Origin of the sequence: Ornithinibacter aureus, assembly GCF_009858245.1 — a bacterium.
Lineage (GTDB): Bacteria > Actinomycetota > Actinomycetes > Actinomycetales > Dermatophilaceae > Fodinibacter > Fodinibacter aureus.
On record NZ_VMSB01000001.1, the window covers coordinates 1,158,020 to 1,175,716 of the forward strand.

At 71.6% G+C, this 17,697-nt stretch carries 17 protein-coding genes; 3 read left to right on the top strand and 14 right to left on the bottom strand.

Annotation, left to right across the window (positions count from 1 at the left end):
• Nucleotide 1: 1 nt before the first annotated feature.
• From trmD to C8E84_RS05530, 5 genes are all read right to left on the bottom strand, one after another.
• Nucleotides 2-1,225, bottom strand: coding sequence for a tRNA (guanosine(37)-N1)-methyltransferase TrmD (gene trmD, locus C8E84_RS05510; RefSeq protein ID WP_159900174.1), 1,224 nt, complete (start codon nucleotides 1,223-1,225; stop codon nucleotides 2-4).
• Between the two features lie 4 nt (nucleotides 1,226-1,229).
• Nucleotides 1,230-1,766 carry a ribosome maturation factor RimM gene (rimM, locus tag C8E84_RS05515; protein WP_246196803.1) on the bottom strand — a complete coding sequence of 179 codons (537 nt, stop codon included), beginning with the start codon at nucleotides 1,764-1,766 and terminating at the stop codon, nucleotides 1,230-1,232.
• Nucleotides 1,767-1,868: 102 nt separating this feature from the next.
• On the bottom strand, nucleotides 1,869-2,111 hold the full coding sequence (locus C8E84_RS05520) for an RNA-binding protein (protein ID WP_159900178.1): 243 nt from the start codon (nucleotides 2,109-2,111) through the stop codon (nucleotides 1,869-1,871).
• Nucleotides 2,112-2,113: 2 nt separating this feature from the next.
• A complete protein-coding gene (gene rpsP, locus C8E84_RS05525; RefSeq protein WP_159904532.1) occupies nucleotides 2,114-2,599 on the bottom strand; it encodes a 30S ribosomal protein S16 in 486 nt (161 codons plus the stop codon).
• A 222-nt stretch (nucleotides 2,600-2,821) separates the two neighbouring features.
• Entirely contained in the window at nucleotides 2,822-3,286 is a 465-nt protein-coding gene (locus tag C8E84_RS05530) for an RrF2 family transcriptional regulator (protein ID WP_159900180.1), read from the bottom strand.
• A 138-nt stretch (nucleotides 3,287-3,424) separates the two neighbouring features.
• Here C8E84_RS05530 and C8E84_RS05535 point away from each other — a divergent pair, with 138 nt between their 5' ends.
• Nucleotides 3,425-4,369 (top strand): sulfite exporter TauE/SafE family protein, encoded by a 945-nt coding sequence (locus C8E84_RS05535; protein WP_159900182.1) that lies wholly within the window; start codon nucleotides 3,425-3,427, stop codon nucleotides 4,367-4,369.
• Between the two features lie 112 nt (nucleotides 4,370-4,481).
• Here C8E84_RS05535 and C8E84_RS05540 read toward each other — a convergent pair whose 3' ends face one another.
• The 6 genes from C8E84_RS05540 to C8E84_RS05565 form a co-directional block, all read right to left on the bottom strand.
• On the bottom strand, nucleotides 4,482-5,570 hold the full coding sequence (locus C8E84_RS05540; RefSeq protein WP_159900184.1) for an amidohydrolase family protein: 1,089 nt from the start codon (nucleotides 5,568-5,570) through the stop codon (nucleotides 4,482-4,484).
• 9 nt (nucleotides 5,571-5,579) lie between these two features.
• Nucleotides 5,580-6,407 carry an alpha/beta fold hydrolase gene (locus tag C8E84_RS05545; RefSeq protein WP_159900186.1) on the bottom strand — a complete coding sequence of 276 codons (828 nt, stop codon included), beginning with the start codon at nucleotides 6,405-6,407 and terminating at the stop codon, nucleotides 5,580-5,582.
• Nucleotides 6,404-7,999 carry a signal recognition particle protein gene (gene ffh, locus C8E84_RS05550; protein ID WP_159900188.1) on the bottom strand — a complete coding sequence of 532 codons (1,596 nt, stop codon included), beginning with the start codon at nucleotides 7,997-7,999 and terminating at the stop codon, nucleotides 6,404-6,406. Before ffh ends, C8E84_RS05545 begins: the two co-directional genes overlap by 4 nt.
• Before the next feature lie 137 nt (nucleotides 8,000-8,136).
• Nucleotides 8,137-10,530: a [protein-PII] uridylyltransferase gene (locus C8E84_RS05555; RefSeq protein ID WP_159900190.1), complete on the bottom strand. Its 2,394-nt coding sequence runs from the start codon at nucleotides 10,528-10,530 to the stop codon at nucleotides 8,137-8,139.
• Nucleotides 10,531-10,532: 2 nt separating this feature from the next.
• Complete coding sequence (locus C8E84_RS05560; protein ID WP_159900192.1) at nucleotides 10,533-10,871, bottom strand: P-II family nitrogen regulator; 339 nt, start codon at nucleotides 10,869-10,871, stop codon at nucleotides 10,533-10,535.
• Entirely contained in the window at nucleotides 10,868-12,265 is a 1,398-nt protein-coding gene (locus C8E84_RS05565; RefSeq protein ID WP_159900194.1) for an ammonium transporter, read from the bottom strand. Before C8E84_RS05565 ends, C8E84_RS05560 begins: the two co-directional genes overlap by 4 nt.
• A gap of 146 nt (nucleotides 12,266-12,411) precedes the next feature.
• On the opposite strand from C8E84_RS05565, the gene C8E84_RS05570 reads away from it, so the two are divergent.
• A complete protein-coding gene (locus C8E84_RS05570; protein WP_159900196.1) occupies nucleotides 12,412-12,819 on the top strand; it encodes a thiol-disulfide oxidoreductase DCC family protein in 408 nt (135 codons plus the stop codon).
• On the opposite strand, the gene ftsY is transcribed toward C8E84_RS05570, so the two are convergent.
• From ftsY to C8E84_RS17635, 3 genes are all read right to left on the bottom strand, one after another.
• The gene (gene ftsY / locus C8E84_RS05575) at nucleotides 12,816-14,027 is read right to left on the bottom strand and encodes a signal recognition particle-docking protein FtsY (RefSeq protein ID WP_159900198.1); all 1,212 of its coding nucleotides are present in this window, start codon (nucleotides 14,025-14,027) and stop codon (nucleotides 12,816-12,818) included. The genes C8E84_RS05570 and ftsY overlap by 4 nt on opposite strands.
• Nucleotides 14,028-14,583: 556 nt before the next feature.
• Entirely contained in the window at nucleotides 14,584-16,536 is a 1,953-nt protein-coding gene (locus C8E84_RS05580; RefSeq protein WP_159900200.1) for a M13 family metallopeptidase, read from the bottom strand.
• A 75-nt stretch (nucleotides 16,537-16,611) separates the two neighbouring features.
• Nucleotides 16,612-16,773, bottom strand: a complete 162-nt coding sequence (locus C8E84_RS17635) for a hypothetical protein (RefSeq protein WP_170296266.1) — start codon at nucleotides 16,771-16,773, stop codon at nucleotides 16,612-16,614.
• Nucleotides 16,774-16,906: 133 nt separating this feature from the next.
• Here C8E84_RS17635 and lepB point away from each other — a divergent pair, with 133 nt between their 5' ends.
• Nucleotides 16,907-17,674, top strand: a complete 768-nt coding sequence (lepB, locus tag C8E84_RS05585) for a signal peptidase I (RefSeq protein WP_246196804.1) — start codon at nucleotides 16,907-16,909, stop codon at nucleotides 17,672-17,674.
• Nucleotides 17,675-17,697: the final 23 nt, after the last annotated feature.

Genomic DNA, 17,697 nt, shown 5'->3' on the forward strand with positions numbered 1-17,697 from the left:
GCTACGAGGTGCGACGACGCTTGAGAAGGTCGACCGTGCCCGGGAACGACCCCTCACCGGGCAGCTGGCGGTAGCCGGCGCGCCGGTAGCGGCGTTGGTTGGCCGTGCTCACGACCCCGGTGTTGATCCAGAACGTCGTCACCGACGCCGGCGCGGCCGCCTCCGCGAGCGCCAACAGCTCGCGGCCCAGACCCCGCCCCTGCAGGTCCGGCACGACCATGAGGCGCCCGGTCTCCCAGACGCTCGGGTCACCGGGGCGTACCCGGCCACGCACCGAGGCGACCAACCGCCCCGGCACACCGGACTCGGATGCCGTGCGCACGGCATACGTCGCCCACGCACCGATGCCCGCGGTCACCTCCTCGAGCGTCTCGTCGAGCGGCGGGATGGTCCAGCTTCCCGACGCGCGACCCTCGGGCACCCAGCACGCGAGCTGGAGCACCCGCAGCTCTGCTGCGTCGGCGGCGGTGGCGACCCGGACGTCGAGGTCGGCCAGGGCCCCGGTCGTCGCCGAGGTCGGCAGGAGGTCGGGGCGGCGGGCGGCGGTTCGCTCCAGGCGCTGCTCGTGGCGCCAGGCCGCGATGGCGCCGTGGTTTCCGGACAGCAGCACCGGCGGCACCTCGCGCACCACGTCACCGTCGGCCCACACGGCCGGCCTGGTGTAGACGGGGTACTCGAGCAGACCGTCCTCGTGTGATTCCTCGACGAGGGACTCGGCGTTGCCGACGACCCCCGGCAGCAGCCGACCGACCGCTTCGACGATGGCCAGCACCGCGACCTCTCCCCCGTTGAGGACGTAGTCGCCGAGCGAGACGATCGTGACCGGCATCCGCTCGCCGGCGTGCTCGTAGACGCGCTCGTCGATGCCCTCGTAGCGACCGCACGCGAACGCCAGCCACGGCTCCTGCGCGAGCTCGTGGGCCAGCGCCTGGGTGAGCGGCACCCCACCCGGGCCGGGGACGATGAGGTGCGGCACCGGCGCACCCTGGCTCGCCCCGGCATCCACGACGTGCTCGAGCGCGCGCGCCCACGGCTCGGGCTTCATGACCATGCCCGCACCCCCACCGAGCGGGCTGTCGTCGACGGTGCGGTGCCGATCGTCGGTGAACGTGCGCAGGTCGTGGACGTGGACGTCGAGGATGCCGTCGCGTCGCGCCTTGCCGATGAGCGAGAGATCCAGCGGCGCGAGGTAGTCGGGGAAGATCGTGACGACGTCGAGGCGCATGGGCTCAGACCCCGAGGTCGAGCAGCCCGGGCGGGGCGTCGACGACGATGCGCCCGGCCTGAAGGTCAACCGTCGGGACGATGGCCGTGACGAACGGCACCTGGGCCTCGCGGCCGTCAGGGAGCAGCACGAGGAGTCGGTCCTGGGCGGCGCCGAGCTCGAGCCCGCCGACCTGCCCGAGCACCGTGCCCTCGGGGTCGACGACGGTGAGGCCGCGCAGCTGCTCCTCGGTGAACACGTCCTCGTCGTCCTGCGCGGGCAGGGCTGCCTCGCCGTCGATGACGAGGCGGGTTCCGCGCAGCGACTCGGCGCCGGTGCGGTCGGGGATCTCCTCGAACGCCACGAGCCAGATGCCGTTGTGCACCCGGGTGGACCGCACGGTGAGCACGCGCGGCACACCGGAGCCGCTCGTGGCCTCGGTGTCGAGGGCCTCACCGTCGGCGAGCCTGCGCTCGGGCTCGTCGGTGTGCAGCTGGACGGTCACCTCACCGTGCAGGCCGTGGGGTTTGCCGATGCGGGCGACGACGGTGCGCTCGGTCACGGGGGCCATCCTGTCGTGGGGTCCTGGGCGGTAAACGCCGTGAGTGCGGACGTGGAGGCCATGGCCACCACGTCCGCACTCACGAACGGAGGTCGACGCTGGTCAGCGGCCCCGGTCGGTGTCGACGATGTCGATGCGCACCTGGCGCCCGCCGGCGAGCGCACCCATGACGGTGCGCAGCGCGCTGGCGGTGCGGCCGGAGCGGCCGATGACGCGACCGAGGTCGTCGGGGTGCACGCGCACCTCGAGGATCTCGCCGCGGCGCAGCTCCTTCTGGCGCACCTGCACGTCGTCCTTGTGGTCGACGATGCCCGTGACGAGGTGCTCGAGCGCCTCTTCGAGCACGGTCAGGCCTTCGCCTCGTCGGTGGCCTCGGCCTCGACAGCCGGAGCCTCGGTGGCCTCGGCCTCGGCGGCCTGGGCCTCCTCGACCTTCTTGGCAGCGCGCTTCTTGGCGGTGGTCGCACCGGAGGTGTCCTCGGCGGTGGCCTTGCCGGCGGCAGCCAGGGCTGCTTCGTACAGGTCGCGCTTGGAGGTCTTGGGCTCCTTGACCTTCAGGGTGCCCTCAGTGCCCGGCAGGCCCTTGTGCTTCTGCCAGTCGCCGGTGATCTTCAGCAGCGCGGCGACGGCCTCGGTCGGCTGGGCGCCGTTGCTGAGCCAGTACTGCGCGCGCTCGCTGTCGATGTCGATGAGCGAGGGCTCCTCGGTGGGGTGGTACTTGCCGATCTCCTCGATCGCCCGGCCGTCGCGCTTGGTGCGCGAGTCCATGACGACGACACGGTAGAACGGTGCACGGATCTTGCCCATGCGCTTGAGACGAATCTTGACGGCCACGGTGGTGGTCACTCCTGGTACGTGATGAGCGCGGCAAGACCGCGCACGGATCGCGCGGGGAGCCGGGGGCTCGGTGTAGGCGTCCGGTCCGGCGATGCTCAGACGGCAGCGACCGGACGGGTACAGCCGTCCATTCTGCCAGATGCCGCGCCCGGTCCGGACCACGCCCGGGTGGGCGCTGGGCAGGGCGTGCGGACTGGGCTCGTCACACGTGGGCCGCGGTCACCGGTTCTGCCACGCCAGGGGGTCGGCAGCCCTGGAGGTCACCTCAGGCGGCAGGGCACCCGTGAGGGCCTGGTCGAGCGTGGTGCCGTCGAGCACCTCGCGCAGGCTGGCCCGCACCGCCACCCAGACCGTCGGCAGGTGCTGGGCCACCCCCTCGTAGCTCGTCTCGTGGGGGCGCAGGCCGCGCACCTCCGCCAGCGGACCGTCAACGGCACGGAACACGTCGCCGAGGGAGATTGCGGATGCCGGACGCGCGAGCGTGTACCCGCCGCGGGCTCCGCGGGTGCTCACCACGAGGTCGGCCCCGCGCAGGTCGGCCACGATCGCCTCGAGGAACTTGCGCGGGAGGTCCTGCTGACGGGCGAGCGTGTCGACACTGACCGGGCCCGCCCCGGCCGCGCTGGCCTGCGCGAGCGCGAGCATGGCGCGAACGGCGTACTCGGCGCGAGCGGAGATGTCCACGACGGCATCCTCCCCCACCCGGTGACCGCGCAACGGCATCCACCATGCAAGACATAACTTTCTCTTTGTTGACCCATAACGGGCCGTTGAATGAAACTCCTACGTGTCCGGTCGGATTACCTCTTTGGAGCCTGTCCCATGCGAAAGCTCGTCCTCCTCGCCCTCGTCGGCCTCGGCGCCCAGCTCGTCGACGGGTCGCTCGGCATGGCGTACGGCGTGACGTCGACGACGCTCCTGCTCGCCATCGGCACCAACCCCGCGGCAGCCTCGGCTACCGTGCACCTCGCCGAGATCGGCACGACGCTGGCCTCGGGGGCGTCGCACTGGAAGTTCGGCAACGTCGACTGGAAGGTCGTCACCCGGATCGGCATCCCGGGAGCCATCGGGGCGTTCGCCGGCGCGACCTTCCTGTCCAACCTGGACACCTCGGTCGCCGCCCCGGTGATGTCGCTGATCCTGCTGGCGCTCGGTGTCTACGTGCTGGCTCGGTTCACCGTCAAGGGCATCCGTCGTGACCGCCTCGGCCAACCACTGCGCCGCCGCTTCCTCGCCCCGCTCGGTCTGGTGGCCGGATTCGTCGACGCCACGGGCGGCGGCGGGTGGGGCCCTGTCGGGACCCCGGCGATCCTCGCGAGCGGCCGCCTGGAGCCCCGCAAGGTCATCGGCTCGATCGACACCAGCGAGTTCCTCGTCTCGGTGGCCGCGAGCGCCGGGTTCCTGCTGGCCCTGGGCTCGGCCGGCATCGACACCGCGTGGGTGGTCGCGCTGCTCGTCGGTGGGCTCATCGCCGCCCCGATCGCCGCGTGGCTGGTGCGGCACATCCCGCCCCGGGTGCTCGGCTCAGCGGTCGGCGGCGTCATCGTCCTCACCAACTCACGCACCCTGCTGCGCAGCGACTGGATCGACGCCTCGGACTCCACCCGCACCCTCGTCTACCTCGTGCTGGCCGCCGTCTGGGCGGGCGCGGTCGCCTGGTCGGTGCGGGCCTACCGGGGCGAACTCGCTCTCGAACGTGAGCTCGCCGACCTCGAGGCAGAGCTCGCCACGGACGACGCACGCAAGGGCGCGGCCGAACCCGCCTGAGCACGCCCTCACCACAACCCGTCGAGAGTAGACGAATCGCCGCGTGGCCCTTGCCGCTCGCGGCGATTCGTCTACTCTCGACCCACAGCTCGGAGGTCTCAGGGGCGTGGGGTCAGGGGGTGTGGGCGATCCCGCGCAGCACCACCAGCGACGGGGCAGCGAGCACTCCGAGGTCAGCCCGCGGGTCAGCCGCGTAGACGACGAGGTCGGCCTCGTCCCCCTCCCCCAGCCCCGGCCATCCCAGCCACGACCGCGCACCCCAGCACGCGGCATCCAACGCCTGCTGCGGCGTGAAGCCGGCTCGCCCGAGGTGCGCGACCTCGTCGGCGACGAGCCCGTGCGGAAGCGAGCCCCCGCCATCCGTGCCGACGTAGACCGGGATACCGGCCTCGCGCGCCGACGCGATCGTCTCGAACCGGCGCGCGTGCAGGTCGATCATGTGCCGGTGGTAGTCGGGGAACTTCTCGCGAGCCGGCTCGGCGATCTGCGGGAAGGTGTCGATGTTGACCAGCGTGGGCACGATGACGATGCCCTGACGGGCGAACGTGTCGATGGTGTCGGGCTCGAGCCCGCAGGCGTGCTCGACGCAGTCGGCACCCGCCGCGGCCAGGTCACGCAGTGACTGTTCCCCGAAGCAGTGCGCCGTGACCCGGGCCCCCTCCTCGTGGGCCGCCGCGACCGCCTGCGCCAGCACGTCAGCCGGCCAGCACGGCGCGAGGTCCCCGCTCTCCCGGTCGATCCAGTCGCCGACGAGCTTGACCCACCCGTCGCCCGAGCGCGCCTCGATGCGCACCTGGTCGACGAGCTGCTCGGGCTCGACCTCCCACGCGTAGCCCCGGATGTAGCGGCGGGTTCGGGCGATGTGCCGCCCGGCCCGCACGAGCCGCGGCAGGTCCTCGCGGTCCTGCACCCACCGGGTGTCGGCGGGTGAGCCGGCGTCGCGCAGCAGCAGGGCACCCGCGGCGCGGTCGGTCAGTGCCTGCTGCTCCGCCGTCGCCGCGTCGGTGGCCCCGTGACGGTCGAGCCCGATGTGGCTGTGGGCGTCGACCAGGCCCGGCAGCACCCAGCCGGGCACGGTGGTGACGTCGTGGTCCCCGGTCGGCTGCTCGTAGGTGATGCGGCCGCCGAGGACCCAGGCCTGATCTCGGACGTCGTCGGGGCCGAGCAGGACAGGGCCGGTGAGGTGCAGGACCGAAGCCATGCCCAGACCCTAGTGCTGGGGTAGCGCCCTCAGCACGCGGCGCAACGTTTCGATGACGACCTCAGGTGCCTCGGAGTGCACCCAGTGCCCCGCCCCCTTGACGACCACCGGCCGCGCACGCGGGAACAGCGCCCGCATCTGCTCGGTGTCCTCGTCACGCACGTAGCCGGAGTCGCCGCCGACGAGCCACACCACCGGACCCTCGTACGGCGGGGCGCCGGTCTCGGGGAAGTCGGCGATCTGCGAGCCCTGACCGAGCGCCGCGTCCGCCGCGATGAGGTCGAGGTTGGCCTGCCAGCCCCAGGTCTCACCGCGACGCCGAAGGTTCTGCAGCAGGAACCCGCGCACCCCGGCATCCGGCTCGACCTGCGCGAAGCGCTCCTCCGCGTCGGCGCGCCCGGTGAGTTCGCCGAGCGGCAGCGAGCGCATCGCCTCGATGTAGTGCACGAAGCGGTCGAGGTCGCCGTAGTCCTTGGGTGCGATGTCGACGACGACGAGGCTGCGCACGAGCTCGGGGTTGGTCAGGGCCGTGACCATGGCGACCTTGCCGCCGAGCGAGTGGCCGACGAGCACCCACGGCTCCCCCGGCGCGGCGGCCGACAGCGTGCCGGCAACGCGCCCGGCATACGTCTCGTAGGAGAACTGCTGCGTCCACGGCGAGCGTCCGTGGTCGGGAAGGTCCACGAGCAAACACTGGGCGGCGCAACCGTCAGGGCCGGCGATCGCCTTGGCAATCTGGGTCCAGTTCCGGCCCTGCCCGAACAGTCCGTGGAGAAAGGCCACCCGCGGGCCGGCGCTGCCGACCGCGAGCGTCGAGAGCGACTCGCTCCCGGTCACTGCCCCAGGAACTTCTCGAAGCCCTTGGGCAGGCTTGCCGGGTCGAAGGCCGCCGGGTCGCCAGCGCCGGGTGCACCGAAGGCACCGCCGCCGGATGCCGGGCGCTCGGCTGCCGCTCGCTGCTCGGCTGCGCGCTTGGCCGGGTTTCCTGACTTGGACTTCTTGCGCTGTGGCACCTGCTGACGGCCGCGCTTGCCCGGGCCGGAGCCGCCGCCCGGCATCCCCGGCATGCCCGGGATGCCGCCGCCGCGGGCGAGCTGCTTCATCATCTTCTGGGCGTCGGTGAAGCGCTCGAGCAGCTGGTTGACCTCGGAGACGCTGGTGCCCGACCCCTTGGCGATGCGGGCCCGGCGCGAGCCGTTGATCTGCTTGGGGTGGTTGCGCTCGAACGGGGTCATCGAGCGCACCATGGCCTCGACCCGGTCGAACTCGCGCTCGTCGAACGCGTCGATCTGTGCCTTCATCTGGCCCATGCCCGGCATCATGCCGAGGATCGACTTCAGCGAGCCCATCTTCTTGATGGCCGCCATCTGCTGGAGGAAGTCGTCGAAGGTGAAGTCCTCGGCAGCGAGGAACTTGCGCTCCATCTCCGCGGCCTGGGTGCGGTCGAACGCCTTCTCGGCCTGCTCGATGAGGGTGAGGATGTCACCCATGTCGAGGATGCGGGAGGCCATCCGGTCGGGGTGGAAGACCTCGAAGTCCTTCACGCCCTCGCCGGTGCTCGCGAACATGATCGGGCGGCCGGTGACCGAGGCGACCGACAGGGCGGCACCACCGCGGGCATCGCCGTCGAGCTTGGTCAGCACGACACCGGTGAGGTCGACCCCGTCCTGGAAGGCCCGGGCGGTCTCGACGGCGGCCTGACCGATCATCGCGTCGATGACGAACAGGACCTCGTCGGGCTGGATCGCCGCGCGGATGTCAGCGGCCTGCTGCATGAGGTTCGCGTCGATGGCCAGACGTCCGGCGGTGTCGACGATGACGACGTCGTGCTGGGCCCGGCGCGCGTGCTCGACACCGGCGCGCGAGACTGCCACCGGGTCGCCGTGGCTGCGGGTGCCCTCACCCGTCTCGGAGACGACGTCGTGGCCGAAGACGTTGCCGCGCTCAGGGGCGAAGACCGGCACACCGGCGCGCTCACCGACGACCTCGAGCTGGGTGACGGCGTTCGGGCGCTGGAGGTCGGCGGCCACGAGCAGGGGGGTGTGACCCTGGTCCTTGAGCCACTTCGAGAGCTTGCCGGCCAGGGTCGTCTTGCCGGCGCCCTGGAGGCCGGCGAGCATGATGACGGTTGGCGGCTGCTTGGCGAACGCGATCGTGCGCGTCTGCCCCCCGAGGATGCCGACGAGCTCCTCGTTGACGATCTTCACGACCTGCTGCGCGGGGTTCAGCGCCTCGCTGACCTCGGCTCCCAGCGCGCGCTCACGCACGGAGTGGGTGAACTCCTTGACCACCGGCAGCGCCACGTCGGCGTCGAGCAGGGCGAGACGGATGTCGCGGATCGTCTTGTTGACGTCCGACTCCGTGAGGCGACCCTTGCTGCGGAGGTTCTTGAAGGTCTCGGTCAGGCGATCGGAGAGGCTGGTGAACACCGGTCAAGGCTAACGGCTCATGCCAGCGGGCCCCGACCGCCACCACACCGACCGCCCCCACCCCTCCTGCGAACGTGGGTGAAAATTCTCGGCTGGACGACGATCTTCACCCACATTCGCCGAGAGGGCTGGAGGGTTCAGATGCCGTCACACGTGTCGATGATGAGGCTGACGGCCTGCGCGACCCGGGCAGGCGGCAGCGGCAGCCCGTCGGCCCCCGTCAGGTAGAACGTGTCTAGGGTCTGGCCGGCATAGGTCGCGATGTGGGCCGAGCGCACCGAGATGCCGGCCGACGCGAAGGCGGCGCCGATCTCGTGGAGCAGGCCGGGCCGGTCCTGGGCACGCACCTCCAGCACGGTGGCATCGCTGCTCGCGCCGGGGACGATGAGCGCGCGCGCCTGTCCCGGCGTGCCGATCGACGACCGCCCCGAGGGCCGCGGGTGGTGGGCGCGACGCCGGTCCAAGGTGGTGAGGGGGCCACGGTCCCCCTGCGCGAGGCGAGCCAGCCCGCGCTCGATGCGCGCGGCATCCGGCACCGCCCCGCTCGGGGACTCGACGTGCCACTCGTTGACGGCGATCCCGTCGACGGTGCGCAGGATGGCCGTGCGCACGGTGTGGCTCTCGGCCGCGAGCAGGCCCGCGGTGTCGGCGAACAGTCCGACCCGGTCGAGATCGGTGATGTCGAGACGGTGTGACCCGCCGGTGGCGATGACGCGCACGTGGGGTTCCCCCGCCCGCACCGAGGCCAGCCCACCGGCATCAAGCACCCCCGACGGGACGACCGCGGGGTCGCCAACTCCGACGGGCACCCCGACCCGGGCCGGCCCGGCGAGCCGGTCCCGCACGGCAGCGGCCAGCTGCTCGAGCAGGGTGGCCCGCCAGTCGGTCCACGCCGCCGGCCCGGCCGCGGACGCGTCCGCCTCGCTCAGCGCCAGCAGGATCTCGAAGACGTCGCCATCGCCGCCGACCGCGGCGATGGCCGCATCGACGGTGGCCGGGTCCTGGTGGTCACGCCGGGTGGCGAGCTCGATGAGGGTCAGGTGCTCCCGCACGAGCAGCACGAGGGTGTCGACGTCCTTGGGCGAGAACCCCCACCGGGTGACGATCGGCCGGGTCAGCTCGGCGCCGGTGACCGAGTGGTCGTGGGCGCCGCGGACCTTGCCGATGTCGTGCAGCAACGCGGCGACGAGCAACAGGTCCGGGCGCGAGACCCGTCGCACGAGCCCCGCCGCTCGCACCACGGTCTCGATGAGGTGCCGGTCCACGGTGTGCCGGTGCACGGCGCTGCGCTGCGGCCGCGAGCGCACCGACGCCCACTCCGGGATCCACCGGTCGACGATGCCGACCTGGTCCAGCCCTTCCCAGACCCCGACGAGGCCGGGGCCAGCAGCGAGCAGGTCGCCCAGGAGGTCGCGCATCCACGGCGGCCACGGCGCGTCGGGCAGGGGTGAGGTGGAGGCGAGGTTGTCCAGCGTCGCCGGAGCGATCGGCAGCCCGGCGCGGGCCGCGACCACGCCGGCCCGCAGCGGCATCCCCGCGTCGGCCTCGGCCAGCCGGGCGGATCCGAGGACGACCTCGCCGTCGCTGGAGAACAGCCCGTGGCCGAGTGGCGTCATCTGCGGACGGCGCGGCCCGACGCGCAGGGTCCTGGCGCGCTGTGACTGGCCGGCCCGGCGCAGGGTGCCGTCGAGGGCGTAGGCGATCACCCGTCCGGCGTGCGAGACGGCCGTCAACAGGTCGTCGGAGTCCTGGTGACCCAGGAGCGCGGCGACGGCGTCGTGGTCCTCGCGACCGAGGCGGTCACGGCCCCGGCCGGTGACGACGTGCACGGCATCGCGAACGTCGAGCAGGGTGGCTTGGGCGGCATCGACCCCGCCGTGGGGTCGGTCGGCGAGCCAGGCCTCGGCCAGCGCGGACAACACGGTCATGTCCCGCAGTCCGCCGTGGGCCTCCTTGAGCTCGGGCTCGATGGACTGGGCGAGGTCGCCCTGTCGCTGGTGTCGCGCGGCCACCGCCTCGACCAGCAGGGGCAGCCGCTTGCGGGCGTTGCCGCGCCAGTCGTGGGCCACCGTCGAGCGGGCCGCGAGGACGAGCTGCTCGTCCCCCGCCAACGGGGCGAGGTCGAGCAGCCCCACAGCGGCGGTGAGATCGGATGCCGCGACCTGGCGGCACTGCGTCACCGTGCGGACGCTGTGGTCAAGACGCACCCCGGCATCCCAGATCGGGTACCAGATGCGGTCGGCGAGCGCCGTCAGTTCCTTGGCGGGCAGTGAGCGCTCGGAGTGCAGCAGGACGAGGTCGTAGTCGCTGAGGGGGCCTGCGTCACCGCGGCCGATGCTGCCGACGGCGGCCAGGGCGAGTCCCTCGATCCGGCTCCCGCCCGTGGCGTTCGCCCAGATATCGGCGAGCCACTGGCGGTTGAAGGCTGCGAGGGCGGCCCGACGAGCCGGGCCGGCACCCGCGACGGCGAAGTCGCGGGTGCCGGCCAGGTCGAGCCGCCTGGAGCTGAGCTCGCTCGAGGGGGTCGTCATGCTCAGATCGCCTCGACGCCGCGCTCTCCGGTGCGGACCCGGGCGACGTCCTCGACCGGGACGACCCAGATCTTGCCGTCACCGATGCGGCCGGTCTGCGCGGCCTTGAGGATGACGTCGACCACGGAGGAGGAGTCCATGTCGTCGACGAGCACCTCGATCCGGCTCTTCGGCACGAAGTCGACGGTGTACTCGGCACCGCGGTAGACCTCGCTGTGGCCGCGCTGGCGCCCGTAGCCGTGGGCCTCGCTGATGGTCATGCCCTGGATGCCGAAGGCCTCGAGGGCCTCCTTCACCTCGTCGAGCTGGTGGGGCTTGATGATGGCAGTGACGAGCTTCATGCCTGGGCTCCTTCGAGGTTCTTGGCCGGGGCGCCAGTGGGGGCGGCGCTGGGGCCACCGCTCATCCGACCACCGCGAGAGTTGATGTCGTAGGCCGACTCAGCGTGCTCGGAGCCGTCGATGCCTGCGATCTCGACATCCTCCGGGACGCGCCAGCCCAACGTCGCCTTGAGTGCCAGGGCGATGATCAGCGTGACGACACCCGAGATGACGAGGGTGGCGAGGGCGACGAGCACCTGCACGACGAGCTGGTCGATACCGCCACCGTAGAACAGACCGGTGGAGGTCGCGAGCAGGCCGGCACCGACGGTGCCCCAGAGGCCGGCGACGAGGTGGACGCCGACGACGTCGAGCGAGTCGTCGTAGCCGAGCTTGAACTTCAGGCCGACGGCGAGGGCGGCCAGGCCACCGGCGACGACACCGAGGATGATCGAGCCGAGGGGGCTCAGGGCGCCACAGGCCGGGGTGATCGCGACGAGACCGGCGACGACACCCGAGGCCGCACCGACCGAGGTGGCGTGACCGTCACGCAGCTTCTCCACGACGAGCCAGCCGAGCATCGCGGCACACGTGGCGGCGGTGGTGTTGACCCACACGAGGGCGGCGGTCTCGTCGGCGGCGAGCTCAGAGCCCGCGTTGAATCCGAACCAGCCGAACCACAGCAGGCCGGCGCCGATCATGGTGAGCGGCACGTTGTGGGGGCGCATGGCCACCTTGCCGAAGCCGATGCGCTGGCCGACGACGAGCGCCAGGACCAGGCCGGCGACACCGGCGTTGATGTGGACGACCGTGCCACCGGCGAAGTCGATCGGCACGACGTTGGCGACGCCGTCGGTCACACCGAACACCGCCGCGGCCAAGCCGCCCTCAGCACCGCTGAGAAGGCCCCCGCCCCACACCATGTGGGCGATCGGGAAGTACGCGAAGGTGACCCAGAGGGCGGAGAAGACCATCCAGGTGGAGAACTTCACCCGGTCGGCGACGGCGCCGCTGATGAGGGCGACGGTGATGACGGCGAAGGTCAGCTGGAAGCCGACGAACGCGAGTTCGGGGATGTTGCCGTAGCCCTCGTAGCCGAAGGGGTTGATGATCGTGTCGGTGCCGGCGAGGCCGAACTTCTCGAACGGGTTCGCGATGATCCCGCCGATGTTCTCGCTGCCGAAGCTCATCGAGTAGCCGTACAGGACGTAGATGATGCCGACGACGCCCATCGCGCCGAACGACATCATCATCATGTTGAGGACGGACTTGGTTCGGGTCATGCCGCCGTAGAACAGGGCGAGACCGGGGATGGTCATGAGGAGGACGAGGGAGGCGCAGAGGATCAAGAACGCCGTTGCCGCGTAGTCGACCGTCTCCGCTGCCTCCGCCAGGGGCATCAGTGGTGTGCTCATGCCGTCAACGATCACCCCGGTCCGTTACCCCTCACGCCCCCGGATGTTTCGGGGATGTTGCATCAGGACGGCGGGTGTAAGCATCCGGTTTCACACGACCAGAGGTCTCGCATCCTGAGACCAGCTGCCCGTGGGACGATACGGCCATGGCTCCACGCTCATCGGCCGCCGCGCCCCTGCCGGTCCTCGTGTTCGACGGAGACTGCGCGTTCTGCACGACCTCGGCCGGCGTGATCACGCGCCGCCTGCGGCGCTCCCCGGACGACTACGCCGTGCAGCCGTGGCAGCACCTCGATCTCGACGCCCTGGGCCTGACGCCGCAGGAGTGCGACGAGGCGGTGCGCTGGGTCGATGCGAACGGCATCCCGGATGCCGGTCACGTCGCCATCGCGCGCGCGTTGCGCGCGTCGCGCTGGTGGGTGCGCCCGCTCGGGGTGGTGCTCGTGGCCCCGGGGGTCAATGCCCTCGCAGCCCGTGCCTACCGGTGGGTCGCGGCGAACCGGCACCGCCTGCCCGGTGGCACCCCCGCCTGCTCGCTGCCCCCGGCGGCCTAGTCCAGGAGGGCGTCGACGAACGCCTCGGGCTCGAACGGCGCCAGGTCGTCGGGGCCCTCGCCGAGCCCGACGAGCTTGACCGGCACTCCCAGACCGCGCTGGACTGCGACGACGATGCCACCCTTGGCGGTCCCGTCGAGCTTGGTGAGCACGATGCCGGTGATGCCGACCACCTGCGAGAAGACCTCGGCCTGGCGCATCCCGTTCTGGCCGGTGGTGGCGTCGAGGACGAGCAGGACCTCGTCGACGGGGCTCTGCTTCTCGATGACCCGCTTGACCTTGCCGAGCTCGTCCATCAGGCCGACCTTGTTCTGCAGGCGCCCGGCGGTGTCGATGAGCACGACGTCGGCCTCCATCTCGGCGGCTGCCTTGACGGCGTCGAAGGCCACCGCGGCGGGGTCGGCCCCCTCGCGGTCGGAGCGGATCGTCGGCACCCCGACGCGCTCGCCCCAGGTCTGGAGCTGGTCGGCGGCGGCGGCACGGAAGGTGTCGGCCGCACCGAGGACGACGTCCTTGTCCTGCGCGACGAGGACCCGGGCGAGCTTGCCCACCGTCGTGGTCTTGCCGGTGCCGTTGACCCCGACGACGAGCACGCACGCCGGTCGGCCGTCGACCCGCGACGACACGATCGACCGATCCATGGTCGGGTCGACCAGGGTCAGCAGCTCCTCGCGCAACCAGGCACGAACGGTGGCCTCGTCGGTCGTGCCCTCGACGGCGACCTTGGTGCGCAGCGAGTCGACGAGCTCGGTCGTCGCGGCCACGCCCAGGTCAGCGGCGAGAAGGGTGTCCTCGACCTCTTCCCACGCGGCCTCGTCGAGCTTGCCACCGGACAGCAGGGCCAGCAGGCCCTTGCCGAGGGCGCTGTTGGACCGGGCGAGGCGGGCCCGCAGCCGGCGCAGGCGCCCGGCCGGTGCATCGGGACGATCAAGGGTGGGGGTCGGGACCGGCTCGGGGGTGATGACCTCCGGCTCGAGGGCCGGTTCGAGGACGTCGGGGGCCGGGCGCTCGATGGTCCCGACCGCGCCCTCCGGCGCCGCATCGACCTCGACGGCGGGCCCGCCGGGGGCGCTGCTCGGAGGAGTCGGGGGAAGCTCCTTGGACCGCCCTCCACGGCCACGCATCAGGCCAACGGCGATACCGCCGAAGACGACGATGATGCCGATGGCGACGGCGAGGTACTCCCACATGGTGTCGATGGCGCTCACCCGTTCATCCTCGCAGCCGGGCGACCACCCCCCAAACCGGCAGCGCCGAACCCGGCCCGCGGCGGGGGCCTTGGCGACCGGCCGGACCGACGAGCGGGAGGCCAAGGGCGCTGACCCGCGCTCCTGGCCCTCGGCATCCGACACGCCCACGGTGCGTCCCCGGTAGGGGTACCGCTGAGGGTCTTTGCGTCAGACAAGGGATTGCTTGCGCGGCGCAACGACCCTCCATGGCCCCCCGCACAGGACTCTGTGGCGGGGCTGCGCCTGCCGCGCGGCCTGCTGTCACCACGCGTGGCGGAGTTGCGCGGCCTGTTGTCATCACGCGTGGCGAATTCTGGGCGGCGGAACTGCCGAGAACGCACCACTTCGGATCCGACGCACCACTTCAGATCGCACGCAGAAATTACCGGTCACGCTCCGAACTACCGCGTCCCCGCCGAACTGCTGCGCGACATCCACACGTCCGCGTCAGCGCGGGTGCCGTCACCCCCGCTTGGTGGATGCCGTCACCGGAATCCCGTCACCGGAATGCCGTCACCTCCGGGCCACCCGCTCGTCAGAAGATCCGCACGCGCTGCGCAGGGTCGACCCACAGCCCGTCGCCCGGGCCGACGCCGAACGCCTCGTGGAACTCGTCGAGGTTGCGCACGGCGTTGGCCCGCAGGTCCATCGGCGCGTGCGGGTCGAGGGCGAGCAGCCGCTCGGCCTCGGCAGCCCTGGCCGCACCGCGCCAGACCTGTGCCCACCCGAGGAAGAAGCGCTGGTCGCCGGTCCACCCGTCGATCTCCGGAGCCGGCTCGTCGCCGAGGGAGATGCGGTAGGCGAGGTGCCCGATGGTCAGCCCACCGAGGTCGCCGATGTTCTCGCCGACGGTCAGGGCGCCGTTGACCTTCTGCCTCGGGGCGTCGCGCGTCTCGAGCTCGTCGAACTGGGCGATGAGGGCGTCGGCGAGGGCCTGGAAGGCGCTGCGGTCCTGCTCGGTCCACCAGTTGCGCAGGGTGCCGGTGCCGTCGAACTGCGAGCCCTGGTCGTCGAAGCCGTGGCCGACTTCGTGGCCGATCACCGCCCCGATGCCGCCGTAGTTGACGGCGTCGTCGGCATCGACGTCGAAGAACGGCGGCTGGAGGATCGCGGCCGGGAAGACGATCTCGTTCAGGCCCGGGTTGTAGTACGCGTTGACCGTCTGCGGGGTCATGAACCACTCGTCGCGATCGACCGGGCCGCCGAGCTTGGCGTACTGCCGGTCGACCTCGAACGCCACCGCGCGTCGGACGTTGCCGAGCAGGTCGTCAGCGCGCACCTCGAGGGCCCCGTAGTCGCGCCAGCGCTGCGGGTAGCCGATCTTCGGAGTGAACTGGCCGAGCTTGGCCAGGGCCTCGCGACGGGTGTCCTCCCCCATCCACGGCACCTGCGACAGGCTGCGCCGGAAGGCCTCGACGAGGTTGTCGACGAGCCCGACCATGGCCTCCTTGGCGTGCGGCGGGAAGTGGCGCTCGACGTAGAGCTGGCCGACGGCCTCGCCGAGGGCCTCCTCCACCAGGCCGACGCCGCGCTTCCAGCGCTCGCGCATCTCTGGCACGCCGGACAGCGTGCGCCCGTAGAAGTCGAAGTTCTCCTCGACGAAGGCCGAGGCCAGGTAGGGCGCGTGGGCGTGGACCACGTGCCAGGCGAGCCAGTCTCGCCACGCCTGCACCGGCTCCTGCGCGAGGGCTGCCGACACCGACGTGATGTGGTCGGGCTGGCGCACGACCACCGCGTCGAAGGCATCCGCCGGGGCACCGAGGCCCTCGAGGTAGGCGGGCCAGGCGATCTGCGGCCCCAGCTGCGTCAACCCGGCGAGGTCGAGCAGGGTGTAGGTCTTCACCGGGTCGCGGTTGGTCACCTTGTCCCAGTGGCCGGCGGCCAGCCGGGTCTCCAGCGCCATGACCCGAGCAGCTGCCTCGGCGGGCTCGGGCCAGCCGGCGAGCGCCAGCATGCGCTCGACGTGCCCGACGTAGGCGGTGCGCTTGTCGGCGTGCTGCTCCTCGCGGTAGTACGACTCGTCCGGCAGGCCCAGCCCGGCCTGCTCGAGGTACACGACGTAGCGGCTCGGGTCACGGTCGTCGGTGTTGACGAAGGGCAGGACGAGACCGAGGATGCCGGCGCGCCCGAAGGCGCCCGACGTCGCCATCACCTCGTCCGGCGACGAGACGGTCGCGGCCCGCTCCAGGTCCTGGGCGAGCGGCTGCGCACCGAGCGCCTCCACGGCATCCTCGTCCATGAAGCTGGCGTAGAGGTCTCCCACCTTGGCCGCCACGGTGCCGCCCTGTGGGTCACCCGCGGCGACCTCCTCGATGATCTCGCGCACGTGCTGCTCAGCGGTCTCGCGCAGCACGTCGAACGTGCCGTAGCGGCCACGGTCGGCGGGAATGGGCGTCGCCCGGATCCACGGACCGTTGACGTGGGCGAACAGGTCGTCCTGCGGGCGCACGTTCGTGTCGACTGCGCTCGGGTCGATTCCGGATCTCACGGCGCTGGCTCCTCTGGGTCGGCGAAGGCGCCCATCGAATCACACGACGCCGACACCGTCAGGCGGTCGCGCCGGTCAGCGGCTGAGGAGCTGGCGGTCGCGCAGCGACCCGATGACCTCTTCACCGCGCTCGCTGAGCACGTCGCGACCGGCGCGACGGGCGGGAACGGCGACCAGTGCCATGACGACGAGGGCGAGACCGAGGCAGAACAGCATGCCGAGCACGACGGAGACCATGGTCACAACTGTCCCAGACGCCCCACTGGCCACACAAACCACACCGGCATCCGTGGCCAAATCGTCACCAAACGACACGACGGCCGAGTCCCCCGACTCCCCCGAGCACACGACGTCGGACTAGGGTAACCGCGTGAGCGCCGAACCCTCGAATCCGTCCGGCGATCCCGAGACCCCCGGCATCCGCGAGACCTCCGAGTCCGCGGGCGCGCCCGCCCAGAAGCAGCGTCAGCGCAGCCTGCCGATGTTCACCGAGGTGATCATCGCGCTCATCGCGGTCGCCTTGGTGCAGACATTCCTCATCAAGCCCTTCGGGGTTCCCTCGCAGTCGATGGAGAACACCCTCCAGATCGGCGACCGGATCGTGGTCAACCGCCTCGACGACGACGTGCGTGCCGGCGACGTCATCGTCTTCGGCCACGGCGAGACCTGGCAGGCCAAGGAACTCCCCCCGGCCGACAACCTGCTCCTGAAGGGGATCCGCGCCTTCGGCGACCTCACCGGCATCGGTCCGAGCAGCACGTCGTACACGGTCAAGCGGGTCATCGGCACGCCCGGACAGAGGGTGGCGTGCTGCACCGACGTCGGTGCCGTGACGGTGGACGGCAAACCGCTCACCGAGCCCTACGTCTTCGAGGACCTCCCTTTCGTACCCGGCATCCAGGACTGCACGACCTCACCGCGCTCGGTGCGCTGCTTCCCCGAGATCACCGTCCCGAGCGAGAACCTCCTGGTGCTCGGTGACCACCGATCGCAGTCGGCAGACTCCGTCGTCGGATGCCGTGGGGTCACCCAGGGGCAGGAGTGTGCCAAGTTCGTCCCGATGGAACGCGTGATCGGCCCCGTCGTCGGACGGTTCTGGCCGCTCAGCGCGTTCGGCTCCCTGCCCCACGGGAACTGACGGCGACGCTGTCGCGCACAGCC

What these genes read in the sequence shown, in the direction of transcription:
- trmD (WP_159900174.1), bottom strand. Translation starts at nt 1,225, where the DNA reads ATGCGCCTCGACGTCGTCACGATCTTCCCCGACTACCTCGCGCCGCTG.
- C8E84_RS05535 (WP_159900182.1), top strand. Translation starts at nt 3,425, where the DNA reads ATGCGAAAGCTCGTCCTCCTCGCCCTCGTCGGCCTCGGCGCCCAGCTC.
- C8E84_RS05540 (WP_159900184.1), bottom strand. Translation starts at nt 5,570, where the DNA reads ATGGCTTCGGTCCTGCACCTCACCGGCCCTGTCCTGCTCGGCCCCGAC.
- C8E84_RS05555 (WP_159900190.1), bottom strand. Translation starts at nt 10,530, where the DNA reads ATGACGACCCCCTCGAGCGAGCTCAGCTCCAGGCGGCTCGACCTGGCC.
- C8E84_RS05560 (WP_159900192.1), bottom strand. Translation starts at nt 10,871, where the DNA reads ATGAAGCTCGTCACTGCCATCATCAAGCCCCACCAGCTCGACGAGGTG.
- C8E84_RS05565 (WP_159900194.1), bottom strand. Translation starts at nt 12,265, where the DNA reads ATGAGCACACCACTGATGCCCCTGGCGGAGGCAGCGGAGACGGTCGAC.
- C8E84_RS05570 (WP_159900196.1), top strand. Translation starts at nt 12,412, where the DNA reads ATGGCTCCACGCTCATCGGCCGCCGCGCCCCTGCCGGTCCTCGTGTTC.
- C8E84_RS17635 (WP_170296266.1), bottom strand. Translation starts at nt 16,773, where the DNA reads ATGGTCTCCGTCGTGCTCGGCATGCTGTTCTGCCTCGGTCTCGCCCTC.